This window comes from Streptomyces sp. NBC_01013 (assembly GCF_045162765.1).
Classification (GTDB): domain Bacteria; phylum Actinomycetota; class Actinomycetes; order Streptomycetales; family Streptomycetaceae; genus Streptomyces.
In genome coordinates this window covers 172,430-184,873 of sequence record NZ_CP108687.1, presented here as the reverse complement: position 1 = coordinate 184,873, position 12,444 = coordinate 172,430, and the positions used below count along the sequence as shown (strand labels likewise).

Sequence of the window (12,444 nt, the reverse complement as noted above, 5' to 3'; positions counted from 1 at the left end):
AGATGGCCGGCACGGAGGCGATGCCCCGGGGGCGGTGACGGTCGGTGCCCTGGGGGCCGGGAGCGTCGGGCCTGTGCGGGAGCCGGTCCACAGGCCCGTCGTCGCCCGCCTCCGCGGCGGGCGCGGCAGCGTCCGGTCAACGCTCGCTGCGCCGATCCAGCAACTGCTCGACACGGTCGAACCGCTGATGCAGGATCCGCAGCTCACTGCTGACGGCTTCCTCGCCCTCGCGGGTGTAGCGCCGCACGGCCGTGCCGACCTCATGAGCCTCTTTCTGCGCACGGCCGACGAACCAGGTGGCCAGGGCCGCGGTGACGATGCCGAAGGCGGTGATCCCGGCCAGCATCGTCACGGAGGCGATGACCCGGCCCCAAGCGGTCACTGGATACAGATCGCCGTACCCGACCGTCGTCGCTGTCTCGATGGACCACCAGATGGCCTTGGGATACGACGTGATGTTGGCGCCTGGCGTGCCCTTCTCGGCCTGCACGACCAGCGCCGAGCCGGCCAGCAGAACCGCGGCGGTGGCCGACGTGACGCCCAGCGCGGCGCGAAAGTGCAAGGCGCGCCACCGCGGGTCGCTCAGGAGCCGGCCGACCAATTGGAAGAACGATAGCTGCACGGGTGAATCCCCCGGCCGAAGTGCGGGAAGGGCTCCAGCGACGCTACCTGGGCGACCGTGCGGTGGCGGCTCGACACACGCCGCGGAGCGGTGGGGACAGCCGATGTCCGGTGCCGGCGTGCCGCCGTGTGCCGTCGAACCCGCACCGAACCCGTCCCGAACCCGTCCTCCGGTCGCCATGCCCGGGCCTCGCGCCGACGAGCACGGAGGGCGACCGGGGCCGCTGCGTCACGCCTCGGCTCAGCTCCCCTTGGGCACGTCGATGTCGTAGACCAGCGCATACACGATGTCCCGGGCCTGGCGCAGGTCGTAGCCCGTCGCGTCCACGATCACCTTGACCGCCCGGATGGTGTCGCCACCCAGCATGAACATGCGCGCGTCGGTCTGCGCATCGGCCGGTACCGGCAGCTCCCGGGCTCGGCGTGGATCCACGCTCCGCGGGATCTTCGGCAGCCCGCCCTCCTCTTTCCTGCCCCTGAACATCTTCAGTCCCCAACCCTCCACCCGTACGACCAGTTCGTGGAGCGCATCCTATGCGGGCGGGCGCGCACTGCGTCGGCCGTGGTCCGCCGTCATGAGCAGGGAACAGGGCGGGGCTGGTCAGCCGCATGGTCGCGGGGTCGGCCACATGCGCCGTCGAGCCGGCACAGTCCGGCAGCGGAGGCCGTGCAGGGCGGCCACGAGTCGGCGTCGAGGACGAGCGCGGTGGCCCTGCCGGGACAGGACCACCGCGCGCGGTGCATCGACGGACTTCAGGACACCTCCGGAAAGAGGCGCCGTCAGGGGGTGTTGTTGGCCAAGGCCAGCAGACGGCTGCTGTCACCGCTGAACCGGTCGCGGTCCACGGCGCCCGAGATTCCGCTCACCGAACCGGAGTCGGTGTACTGCCAGAAGGTCCAGTACGGGAAGCCGCTCGGGATGGAGGGGCTGGACGCGCTCGTCCAGTGCGCGACGAACAGGGGGCTCCGGGCGGACATGCCGCTCCAGCCGCCGGTGCAGGTGTTCCACCAGCTCGGGCTGGTGTAGATGACGACGTCACGGCCGGTCTTCGCCTTGTACGTGTTGTAGAAGTCCAGGATCCACGACTGCATGGCGGAGGTCGACTTGCTGTAGCAGCCGCCTTCGAGGTCGAGCATGCCGGGCAGCGTCAGGTTGTCCCGTGACCAGGCTCCGCCGTTCCCGGCAAAGTACGTCGCCTGCGCCGCGCCGCTGGACAGGTTGGGCCGCGCGAAGTGGTATGCGCCCCGGATCACCTTGGACTGGTAGGCGTGAAGGTAGTTGGCGCTGAAGTTGGGATCCTTGTACGTGGTCGACTCCGTGGCCTTGATGTAGGCGAACTGGATGCCCGCCGACTTCACCGACGACCAGTTGATCGTTCCCTGGTAGTGGGAGACATCGATGCCTGCCTGGGAGGCCTGTGTGGACACGTTGGCCCCTGCACCGAGCTCGATCCGTCGAGTGTCCGCCTTGAAGCTCGTGCCGTCCGTGAAGTATCCGGCCCCCATGTAGCCGTCGCCGAGAGGGATGGTGTTGTTCGACGGCACGGGCGTGGCCGCGGCCGTCCCGGCGGACACTGCCGGGGAGAGGGTCAGGGTGAGGCTGAGCAGGCCGGCCGCGATCAGCTTGTGCCGGACGGATCGTGCCTGGTGGATTCGTCTTGGGTTGTGGATTCGAGATGACAACGCATTCCTCCTGGGTGATGGGAGTGGGTCTACTCGCGTAGCGGACGAACGCGGATCGACCGTCACCGGGGTTCCGGAGACTCGGGGTAGCGCGGTGCGGGGCTGTCCCGGAACGCTCCCGCGTGCCGGGGACCTACTCGGCGGAGCCGTACTGTTGACTCCGGTGTGGCGACGTCACACCTTCATGCAAAGAATTGCGAAATGGGGGAGGCGCGTCGCCCGGCGCGCTCAGTGGGCGCGTCTGAGGTGGCGTTCGGGTGACCCCGCGTGCAGGAGCACTTCGTCACGGAGCCGCAAGTTGATGGGGACACGTCATGAGTGACGCATGTGAAGGCGGCGGCGTAAAGGGGGTGCAGGGCGGTCTCTATGGTCTAGTCCAGACGGGAGGGTTGTGGAGCTGCGAAGACGGGATTCGGTGGACGGAAACTTTCACCACGGTGAAAGTTCTTGCAGCACCCTCGATGCGGAGCATCGCGGGATTCTCCGCCTCCGCCTCGCGCTCCGGCCGAGTCGGTTGCCACAGGCCTCTCCTTCCTGCGCCCTGGTTACGCGTCGGTGGAGCGCTGGGCAGCGATGTCGAACATGAGCCGCTTGTTCGCGCGGTCGGCCGACATCAGGAGGGTGTTCCTCGACCTTGCCGCTGCCGACGGCGGGGTGTGCTGCCGGTTCGACACGGGCGACGGCGGCCCCGGGCGGTCGTGCCGGCTCAACGGCGAGACCACCCAGGAGATGCTTGCCGGTCCCAGCTTTCCGGGACGGCGGGCACGTGGGGCGACCTGGCCTGACCCCGAGAGGTCAGCACCGGAGCCCCTGACCGGCACCACGCGAGGTGGCCACCCGAGTGCTACGGGTCCAACGTGCTCGCCCCGGGGCCGGGGCGCCGGCCTGCCTCCCGGGGCATCGGTGCCCCGTGTCACTCAGGGCGGCGGAGCCATCTCCAACAGCAACTGCCGCGTCTCCAGTAGCAGTTCACCTCCAACGGCGGAAGCCGTGCCCTCCTGCTGCCGGAAGTTTTCGGCCAGAGTGCGGTGGGCGACCCATGCCCTGTCGAAGGCCGCCTGGCGACGCTCGGAGGCGGGGGAGGGGGCCGGTGGCCCCTCCTCCTCGGCGCATACGCGGCTCGCCTGCTCCAGTACCGCGGACAGTTCGACCAGGAAGCCGGGGGGCGGCGCGGGAAGGCTTGTGTCGTCATCGCCGATTCCGTTCAGCGTGCGTGCGACGGCCAGGATGCGGGTGCAGACCCGGTCCCACCGCATATCGTCCGCGAAGGGCGGGGGCGGGGGGCCTGTACGGCGCAGTCTTCCGCCCGGGTTCCAGCGCGCCCCTTCCGTAGCCCAGTGCCTGGCGTCGGCCACGCTCCGGAGGGACAGGATGAGACGGGACGCCTCTGCGTGCCAGGTCTCCGCCTTCTCCAACGGGTTCTCGTCGCGCAGGCCCTGCGCCATGGCGTCGAGCAGATCTGAGGATTCCCGAGCGAGGCGGCGCAGGCGGTCGCGGACGCTGCGCAGGTGGACCGGGGGCAGGACGAGGGCGTTGACCGCAATGCCCGTCACTGCGCCGATAAGTGTTTCCAGTAGCCGGTGACCGACAGCGGAAGTGCTGGACGAGCCGTAGGTGATCACGAACAGGGCTGTGCTCGCCCCGAGGATGCCCTGGCTCCCGAACCGGCGGTAGTTCCCGAGCAGAGTCATGAACGGCAGGGTGAGCAGCATGGCCGCCATGATCTGGTCATGCGTGACGGTCATGGCGGCCGAGGCCCAGACCGTGCCGAGGGCGATGACGGCGAACTGCTGGGTGCCTGTGCGCAGTGACCGGTAGACCGTGCCGCTGACCAGGGCGACCGCTGTCCAGGGAGCCAGGAACGCCATGGGGGCCTTGAGCCACCATCCGGTCAGGGCCCAGGCGATGATCGCTGCTGCGGCTGCTTTGAGGGACTGGACGAGGGTGTCCCGTTCGGGGCCGGACTCCTCGATCGCGTTGTGGACGGACCGCCGGACCGCCGCCCACTCCCGCCCGGCCCACCGGCCGGCGGCCAACCGGCGTACTTCACGTGCCAACGCGTCCACTCCTCTTCGGGGCGGTTCCCGCCCACGTATACCTTCACCAACCATCTGCCTCGCTGCCCCGGGGCGGTGAGGATATGCACCGTGACCGGCGGAAAAGGTACGCACGGGGTGCGCCGGGGAGGGAGAGGTCTGTCCGGCAGGGCCGAGCCGCCCGACCTGTGGACGGTGCCGGCCGCCCGGGCCGCTGCCCGACGTGGCCGATGAGGCTCCAGACACCCCCGCGTCCTCGCTTGCGCATTTCCTCGCCGGACGACCTGAGTAGCCGGACGGCCCGGAGCGCGTGTATGCCAGTGTGCAGCGGCAGGCGGGGTGGGGCCGCTTTCAGCGGGTTCCGTCGTCCGCCGTCGCCGAGGGAGTGTCCGTGCCCTGTCTGACCAGGACGACGAGTCGCTCCGCTTGAGTGGCGTCGGTGGCGGTCAGGGCGATCCCGTTGGCCAGGGCGAGTAGTTCCGAGGCGTTGAGGTCGGCGCGGACGGTCCCCGCGCTTTGCGCGCGGATCAGCAGTGCGGAAGCGGCTGTAAGCATCGACTCATGCCAGCGGTCGAACAGTGCTGATCGCTGACCTGGGCGTTCATCGGTGATCGAAAGTGCCAGGTCTCGCTTGGCTGCCACGTGGGCGATGAAATCCTGAAGCCAGTCGAAGAGTGCGTCGCCGGGAGGATGCTCGGCCAGTAGGGACTGGCTCCGGGAGCAGAGCTCGGCCACTTCCTCGGAGTAGACGGCGATGATCAGTTCGCGACGCGTCGGGAAGTGCCGATACATGGTGGCGTTGCCCACGCCGGCCCTGCGGGCGATGTCGTCAAGTGGGGCGTGGACGCCGTGGTCGTGGAAGACGTTTCGAGCCGCGGCCACCAGCAGATCGTAGTTGCGCTGGGCGTCCGCTCGGCGACGACGCCGGGGTTCCGAGCACGGCGCAGGTCCGGCGCTCTGCGAAGGCATGGCGCTCCTTGTTAATCGGGGACTTCCCCGGTTAGGGTACCGAATCGAGTAAACGGGGAACTCCCCGTTTGTCGCCGCACGTATCCCCACCACAGGAGATGCCACATGCCACAGGGAGCAGACGACTCCGCACATCCAGGACCGGGAGAGATTCATCGGTGTGTTGTCGAGAGCTACGCGCAGATCCTGGAAGGCCGGTTCGAGGACGCTCTGGAGCTGATCGACCCTGAGGTCGTCGACCACCGGGGAGGCACTCAGGGCGATCATCGGGGACGTAACGCCTGGCGACAGAAGTGGGAGCGGATGGGCGAGGGCAGCGCGTTTCATGATGTCGCGGTGACGATCGAGCAGAACGTTGTCTCCGGCGACACCTCAGTCAACCGGTACACCAGCAGGGGCACCCACACGGAGTCCGGCCGGCGCTATGAGGTCCTCAGCATGGACATGGTCCGCGTCCGCAACGGCCGCATCGTTGAACACTGGGCCCTGCGCGACGCCGACGCGATGCGGGACCAGTTGGGCCTGTGAAAGAACCTCCTGGCCCTTGGCGGGCCGATGGTGCCCGTCGCGCCCGGCGGGGGAGTTCGGACTCGCCCCCACCGCTCTCACGAACCGTGCGCCGGAGACGTGCCGACGGAGCCACGCCCTCGTGGGCTGTCCCAAGGCGCCTCCCCGTCCGGCCGAGGCCCGCCTACGACGAAGCGTCGGCCGGCTCGATGGTGAGTACGTCCTCGTCGCGCGAGGGGTGTTCGATCGTGACCGAGCCTGCGGCGCCGACGTAGGCTCCCGTGCCTCCGGTGATCGCGAAGACATGAGACCACTGCCGGGCGTTCACCGGCGGCTCGGTCACGGCAGGAAGCGGCCGCTGGAAGGCGGCGGTAGCCGTGATCATGCCGTCGTCGAGGCTCAGGACCAGAGTCGCCATGACGAACGATCCGTCCAGCCCCACGGCGACGGGCAGGCAATGCGCGTTCTCGGTTCCCACGCTGCGCCCCTGCGCGTCCGACAGGTCGTATCGAACGAAGTAGGGGACTCCCGCTGTGAGGACGTCCGGGATGTTCGCACCCGTGCGCCTACCCGTGAGGACGATCTGGCGGACGGCCTTGCGCGTCGCGCGTGCTGCACCGCCCGTGCCCACGACCAGCCCCCCTGCGATCGTCGCTGCCGAAGTCAACTGCAGAATGCTCCTGCGATCCATGTCAGTCATTGCCTGCCTCATGCCTTTGTCCGTCGGGTGCCTGGGCGCGCCTGCGCCCCACGCTTAACGGCACTTCGGAACGGAACGGATCGCTTCGCGCCCTCGATTCGCCGGAACGGCCGAGCGCACGACGGGGCGAACCCGTAGGCGCAGAGGAACACCTCGTCACCACCGCCTTCGCTTCCGTCGAACCCGCCGACTTCGCCAAGGGGTGGTCCGGCGGTTCGCCGCTGAGCGCAGTGCTGGGAGAACCCCGCTGCGTTCGGTGCGTGGTCGACCGCTCACCACAGTCTGCGGAACCGGAGGGCACGCCGGCGTCTCCGAGGCGTTGACAGCCGAGGCGGCGAAGCGCGGCGACGTTGTCGCTGGTCCGGGTGGCTGGGACGAGGCGTACTCGTACCATTGCATGACAACCGTGCCCACCTGCGCGAACGCGACAGCGACGCTGTCATCCCGGAGAAGAAGGACCAGGCCGTCCACCGGAGGGCTCTGGGGCGGCCGGCCCGTCGGCCGCGGCGCCGAGCTCGTCACGGAGAGGAACACCGTTGAACGTCCGGTCCACACGTTCGGGGCATGGCGGGGCACCATGACGCGCTTGGACGATCTCCCCGAAAGCTACCTCGCCCGACGCCCCCTGCGCGGCTCCATGATCTGGATCAAGGACCTCACCGGCACCGCTCGACGATCCAAGCTCCGCTGCTACTCCACGGGTGCCCAGGGAGCAGAGCGCATATGGGCGACGGTGTGTCGGGCACGGCCTTGCGGCGGGCCGCCGACCGCCTTGCCCACCGCGGCCAGGGAGACGATCACCCACCCCGGATTCGGTTCCAGCTCTTTGGTGAGTCCTTCCAGGTCGAAGGCCCGGAACTGGTGCACGGCCAGCCCCATGGCCTGGGCCTGAACCGTCATGTGGGCGATGGCCTGGCCGAGGTCGTAGTCCGCGAACTCGGAGTAGAGCACCTGGCTGTCCTCGATGTTCCGGCGCGTCAGGGCGACGACGAGCAAGCTCGCGTCCTTCGCCCACCGTGCCGAGCTCGGCGCGAGGTGAGGAAGTACCCGCTCGTGCTCCAGCTCACCGGGCCTGCTGGTGAAGAAGCCCCACGGCTGGGAGTTTCCCGCAGAGGGCGCCCAGCGCGCGGCTTCCAACAGCATTCCGAGGGCGTGGTCGTCGACGGCCACGGACGGATCGAACCGGGAAGGGCTGAACCGTTCGGCGAGCAGGGGGTGTATGCCGCTGGGCGGTTCCGGAGGACGGTGCATGTCCCGCTGCAACCGGCGACCACGAGCGTGTATTCCGGCCGGTGTGAGCACCTTCCCGAACCGGCCCTCGACCGGTGCACCGTCACGTCCCGCTCCTGGCAGATCAGCAACTCCGAGACGGGGACGGAAGATCCAGGAGGCGGTGCACACACTGCTGGAGCAGCACCATGCGGGCCAACTGGTCTTGTGTATGGACCAGTTCGAGGAGCTGTGTTCGCGGCGTCGGACAACGAACGCTCGGCATGCGTCCGCGCTCTGCTGTCCGGCCTTTCTGCCGGGTCCCGGCTGTGTGTGCTGGTGAATCTGCGCGACACGTTTCCGGGGACGGCGCTCACCGTGCGGCCGCTGACCTCGCCCGGACGTGGCTGCCGGTCACCCTGGGCGAAATGACCGAGGCCGACGTGGTTCGTTCCGCGGCGACCTCGCTCGGGTCCGCGCTGAGCAGAGTGCGGGACGCCTCGTCCACGATCCTCGGCCAGTTCCGCGATGCGCCCGTGCGCCCGGACAAGATCGAGGTGGAGTTCGGAGTGCGCCTGAGCACCGAAGCCGGCGCTGTCATCGCCAAATCCAGCCTCGACGGCCCCTTGACGGTAAAGCTCAGCTGGGAGGGCGCACGCGCTGCCGAGGAATGAGCGCCGGGTGCACAGCCGGAGGGCGGGAGGGTCTCAGGGAGGCGGGATGATCCAGATCACGCCGGGTCGGCGCAGGTCGGCCCGTGTGAAGACGCCTCTGCACCTGTAAGCCACGAGGATCACCGGGACGATACGGGACTGCTCCGTTCACACCGGCGGATGGCTGACGAGAACGTCGTCACACGTCGCCGCGAGCAGCCGGCCCGCGTACGAGGTGAGAGCCCTGGTCGCCGGGAAGGGTATGCCGAGGGTGAAGGGAGCGTCGGCAGTGACCGGCGGACGGGTGAGCAGGCCGTCCGGACCGACGGCGTACAGACGGGCGTTGAGCACGGTCAACGAGGCCGCTTTGCCCGCCGGTCCCAGCGCGGTCCACGGCGCCTCGGGGTGCAGGGCCGGCCGATGGTGCAGGGTGTCGTCGTGCGGGGTCACTGCGAAGAGCGTGTTGTCGCACATCGCCAGAGCGGTCGTTCCGGCGGGGACCTTTCCCGCCGCCGTCCAGGGAGCGGGACCGGGCACCGGGGGGCGCACGAGCAGTTGGTCGTCCGTTCCGACGGCCAGCAGGGCCAGGGGGACGGGGTTGCACGCCTCGCGCGGAGCAGTCATGCACCGTATCTCCGGCGCCGGCCCCGGCGCGGGGAGACAGGCCGTCCATGGCACGTTCTGGTCGGAGGGCTCGCGGTGGAGGAGTGTTCTGCCGTCCTCGCCCACGGCGAAGAGCAGGCCCTCGCAGGCGGCGAGCGCCCGCAGACGCGGCGCCGGCCCGACGGTGTGCCAGGAGGGCCGGGGAGAGGTACCACCGAGACGGTCGAGTACGTTGCGGGTGATCCGGTCCACCACCGGATCGGACAGTGCGCGGCCCCAGTTGATGGTGGCTGCGTTGAAGACCGTACCGGCGCCCAGTCGGAAGACGCCCATGGTGGCCCAGCCGCCCTGCCCGTACGCACGCCAGTGCCGCAGGTCCGCGGTGGCGAGGACGGTGAAGGAGCGCGGCGTTCCGTCACGGCCGGTGGACCGGGGCACGCCGGCCGACCAGTCGAGCTCGGCGGCGTCCGTCTCGTACCCGAGCGCGCCCCGGGCGAACGCGTCGCCGTCGGCGAGGCCGGTGCCCTCGAAGACCCAGTGGCCGGCGAACCGGGCCGTATAGGAATCGCGTCCTATCAGGGCCATGCCCTTGCCCCACGCGCCGGCGCCGTTGCGGAAGCTGACCCCGGTCATGGAGTTCTCGGGACGGTCGACGGGTGAGCTGGACCACTCGACGGTGGTGAGGCGCGGATCCATGGCCGTGACGGGGTCGGCGGCGGCGTCCCGGTGACACACCATCGTGCGGCCCCCGTCCTCCAGACGGATCTGCCACCAGGCCGTGTTGCCCGCGAAGACGGCCAGATTGCCGCCCTTGCGGACGAAGGCCTCGACGCTGTCGCGCATCCCGGACGACCAGTACTCGTCGTGACCGTTGATCACCAGCAGCCGGTAGGAGGAGAGGAGTTCGTCGCCCTCGTGCAGATCGAGGCCGGAGCAGAACTCGACGGGGTATCCGGCTTCCGGGAGCCAGCGCAGCAGGGGTTCCTCCCAGCGCTCGGGAGGAGGCCCGCCCCCGGGGCCGGTGAAGAACACCTGCGCGGCGCGGCCCGGCTCCTCCGCGTAGTAGATGCTGCGGCCCGGCTGTCCCGCACGGTGGTAGGCGCGCCAGGTGGCGAAGGGAACGGAGACGAGCACGGACGAGGTGGTCGCGGGCTGTGCCGCGCGGACGACGAACCACACCTCGTGTTCGGCGTCGCTCTTCGGCGACGGTGTCTCGGGGCGCTCGTCGTGGAAACGGGCGACGTACAGTGAACTGGGCCAGTGAGGCGGGACGTCGAGCGTCCACCCGGTTCCGTGAAGGGGCACGTGCGTCATCGGGCGCTGCGAGACGACGTCGGTGACGACGACATGACCGGTCAGCGGGCCGCCGTCGCCGGCGGTCACGCCGAATCGCATGCTCCCGCCCTGGACGCAGGACGTCGTCTCCGCACGGGCCAGCGGCCTCGGGACCGGACCGGCGCTCATCGGCCGGAGCCTTCCGCCGCGAGGAGCCCGGGAAGCGCCGCCAGCAGGGGCGGTGTGTCGGCCCACGAGGACACGACGACCTCTTCGATGGCACGGAGGTGGGCGTGGATGGCAGCCGGCGGCAGGTACGCGGTGTCGGCGGTGAGGGTGACGGTGAGCGCGCCGTCGTCCCCGCTCACGTGCAGGCAGTACCGGCAGGCGACGCGGTCCTGCGTCGCGGGGAGGTCGAGCACGCTGCGGCGGCGGAGCGCGGCGAGTTCGCTCGCGCACGGCGCGGAAGCGGTACCGGTCGCCGTGGCCCGTTCCGCCAGCCGCATGTCGTTGAAGCAGCAGTACGGGTGGACCTCGGCGCCGCGCTCACGGGACGCCCGGTCCAACAGGGCGTCCCAGCCGCAGGGATCGTAGGCGGCTGCACGGTACCCGGCGAGCGCGGCCGGCCAGGCGCCCGCCAGCAGGTCGGTGAAGACGGCGTCCGGACCCGGGACCTCGTCCATACGCAGGATGAACAGGGCGTCCTGGGACAGTGTGCTGACCAGGGTGCGGTGGTCCTGTGCCGCGCGGTTGCCCGCGATCGGCATGACCGCCGCTATGGAGTGCCCCTGATCGGCGGCGACCAAGGCGGCCGAGGCCGTGAGGAGCACCGTCGAGCCGCTGACCCGGTGGGTGGCGGCCACCGCCTCGACGGCGCGGGGGAGAGCGGCGGAAACCAGGCGGCCCGTCCAGAATCGAGGGGTGCGCGGCGCCGCGACAGGGTTGGGGAACATGGTCGGCGGCGCCTGCCGCAGGCCCTTCTCCCAGTGCGTGAGCGCGGCCCGGCCGGAGCGGCGGCCGGCCGGGGACGCCTGGTGCCGTGCGAGGCCGAGAGGCGTCTCGGCGCAGGCGGGACCGGCCGACCCGCGGCGTACCAGCAGGCGCAGGTCGCGGACGAGGATTTCGGCGCCGTGCCCGTCGGTGGCCAGATGGCACAGCGCCAGCACGACGTGCGTGATCCGGCCCTCGTGGCGGATGGCGCCGAACCGTACGGGCCACTCGCGCGCATAGTCGAAACGGCGGGAGGACAGGGACGACAGCAGGTTCTCGGCGGCGGCCCCGGCTTCCGCCGGATCGAGCACGTCGTGGAGGCTGACCTCCACCAGTCCCTCGGCGTGGAGGTGCTGGCGGGGTTCTCCTTCTTCACCGGCCACGATCCGGGTGCGCAGCGCCTCGTGACGGACGAGGAGCGCGGCGAGCGCGCCGGTGAGCCGGGGGAGCTCGACGGGCGCACCCCGGTCGGCGAGGGGCAGGACACGGCCGATGTTGAAGTAGTGATCGTTGGGCGCGGTGCGGCCGATCGCATGCCAGATCGCACGCTGGCCCCAGGTGAGCGGGGCGTCGCCGGTGCGGCCGCCCGTGAACGGGACCGCCGTCGTCACTTCGCCGGGCGACCGGCCGGGGTCGGGAACCGCCGCGTGCGGGGTCGCCGTGCCCGGCGCCGTCGTGCCGGGCGCCGCCGTGTCCGGAGCCGCCGCCGTCATCGGGATTCCTCCGCCGCCAGACTCCGCACGCGAGCGGTCAGCCCGGCGAGCCCTTCGGTGTACAGCGCCCGGTCCCCGAGGTCGATGAGGACGCCGTACTCGGACTCCAGGCTGTCGGCCAGCCGCAGCAGGGACAGCGAGCTGACTCCGAGCGCGGCGAGGGGCTCGGCGGAGTCGGCGATGTCGGCGGCGGCGACGCGGCCGTCGGTGGCCTGTTCGACGAGCTGGGCCAGGCGGTGGCGGGTCGGGGCGGACGCGTTCACCGCGCACCGCCGGCCTGCCGGGCCGCCTCGTCCGCCAGACGGCGACGCAGGCTGAGCGGTCGTATGTCCGGCCAGACGAGGTCGACGTGCGCGACGCACTCCTCCTCGGCGCCGCTGAAGCCCTCGGCCCGCCAGCCTGCGGGCAAAGGAGTGCCGTCCGGCCAGAGGGCGTGCTGCTCCTCGTCGTTGACGGCCACGAGATAGCGGGTGGGATCGCTCATG

At 70.4% G+C, this 12,444-nt stretch carries 13 protein-coding genes and 1 pseudogene; 3 read left to right on the top strand and 11 right to left on the bottom strand.

Going from position 1 to position 12,444, the window contains the following annotated elements; genetic code table 11:
• Positions 1-136: 136 nt before the first annotated feature.
• The 5 genes from OG538_RS00805 to OG538_RS00785 form a co-directional block, all read right to left on the bottom strand.
• Positions 137-562, bottom strand: a complete 426-nt coding sequence (locus tag OG538_RS00805) for a potassium channel family protein (protein WP_406089080.1) — start codon at positions 560-562, stop codon at positions 137-139.
• Between the two features lie 300 nt (positions 563-862).
• A complete protein-coding gene (locus OG538_RS00800) occupies positions 863-1,054 on the bottom strand; it encodes a hypothetical protein (RefSeq protein WP_406089078.1) in 192 nt (63 codons plus the stop codon).
• A 347-nt stretch (positions 1,055-1,401) separates the two neighbouring features.
• A complete protein-coding gene (locus OG538_RS00795; protein ID WP_406089076.1) occupies positions 1,402-2,304 on the bottom strand; it encodes a GH25 family lysozyme in 903 nt (300 codons plus the stop codon).
• 917 nt (positions 2,305-3,221) lie between these two features.
• Positions 3,222-4,361, bottom strand: a complete 1,140-nt coding sequence (locus OG538_RS00790) for an FUSC family protein (RefSeq protein ID WP_406089074.1) — start codon at positions 4,359-4,361, stop codon at positions 3,222-3,224.
• 330 nt (positions 4,362-4,691) lie between these two features.
• On the bottom strand, positions 4,692-5,309 hold the full coding sequence (locus tag OG538_RS00785; protein ID WP_406089072.1) for a TetR/AcrR family transcriptional regulator: 618 nt from the start codon (positions 5,307-5,309) through the stop codon (positions 4,692-4,694).
• Positions 5,310-5,414: 105 nt separating this feature from the next.
• On the opposite strand from OG538_RS00785, the gene OG538_RS00780 reads away from it, so the two are divergent.
• A complete protein-coding gene (locus tag OG538_RS00780) occupies positions 5,415-5,837 on the top strand; it encodes an ester cyclase (protein ID WP_406089070.1) in 423 nt (140 codons plus the stop codon).
• A gap of 163 nt (positions 5,838-6,000) precedes the next feature.
• On the opposite strand, the gene OG538_RS00775 is transcribed toward OG538_RS00780, so the two are convergent.
• Positions 6,001-6,516 carry a hypothetical protein gene (locus tag OG538_RS00775; protein ID WP_406089068.1) on the bottom strand — a complete coding sequence of 172 codons (516 nt, stop codon included), beginning with the start codon at positions 6,514-6,516 and terminating at the stop codon, positions 6,001-6,003.
• 402 nt (positions 6,517-6,918) lie between these two features.
• Here OG538_RS00775 and OG538_RS00770 point away from each other — a divergent pair.
• Positions 6,919-7,186 (top strand): annotated as a pseudogene (locus OG538_RS00770) (IS5/IS1182 family transposase); the annotation flags it as partial.
• 20 nt (positions 7,187-7,206) lie between these two features.
• Here OG538_RS00770 and OG538_RS00765 read toward each other — a convergent pair.
• Entirely contained in the window at positions 7,207-7,767 is a 561-nt protein-coding gene (locus OG538_RS00765) for a nitroreductase family protein (protein ID WP_406089066.1), read from the bottom strand.
• A 386-nt stretch (positions 7,768-8,153) separates the two neighbouring features.
• Between OG538_RS00765 and OG538_RS00760 the strand changes: the two genes are divergently transcribed.
• The gene (locus OG538_RS00760) at positions 8,154-8,399 is read left to right on the top strand and encodes a CU044_2847 family protein (protein ID WP_406089064.1); all 246 of its coding nucleotides are present in this window, start codon (positions 8,154-8,156) and stop codon (positions 8,397-8,399) included.
• A gap of 147 nt (positions 8,400-8,546) precedes the next feature.
• On the opposite strand, the gene OG538_RS00755 is transcribed toward OG538_RS00760, so the two are convergent.
• The 4 genes from OG538_RS00755 to OG538_RS00740 all read right to left on the bottom strand — a co-directional run bounded on the left by OG538_RS00755 (position 8,547) and on the right by OG538_RS00740 (position 12,443).
• Positions 8,547-10,376: a N,N-dimethylformamidase beta subunit family domain-containing protein gene (locus OG538_RS00755; protein WP_406099927.1), complete on the bottom strand. Its 1,830-nt coding sequence runs from the start codon at positions 10,374-10,376 to the stop codon at positions 8,547-8,549.
• A gap of 65 nt (positions 10,377-10,441) precedes the next feature.
• Positions 10,442-11,959 (bottom strand): condensation domain-containing protein, encoded by a 1,518-nt coding sequence (locus OG538_RS00750; protein WP_406089062.1) that lies wholly within the window; start codon positions 11,957-11,959, stop codon positions 10,442-10,444.
• Positions 11,956-12,222, bottom strand: coding sequence for an acyl carrier protein (locus tag OG538_RS00745; protein ID WP_406089060.1), 267 nt, complete (start codon positions 12,220-12,222; stop codon positions 11,956-11,958). The genes OG538_RS00750 and OG538_RS00745 overlap by 4 nt, the downstream gene beginning before the upstream one ends.
• Complete coding sequence (locus OG538_RS00740) at positions 12,219-12,443, bottom strand: MbtH family protein (protein ID WP_406089058.1); 225 nt, start codon at positions 12,441-12,443, stop codon at positions 12,219-12,221. Before OG538_RS00740 ends, OG538_RS00745 begins: the two co-directional genes overlap by 4 nt.
• Between the last annotated feature and the right edge of the window lies 1 nt (position 12,444).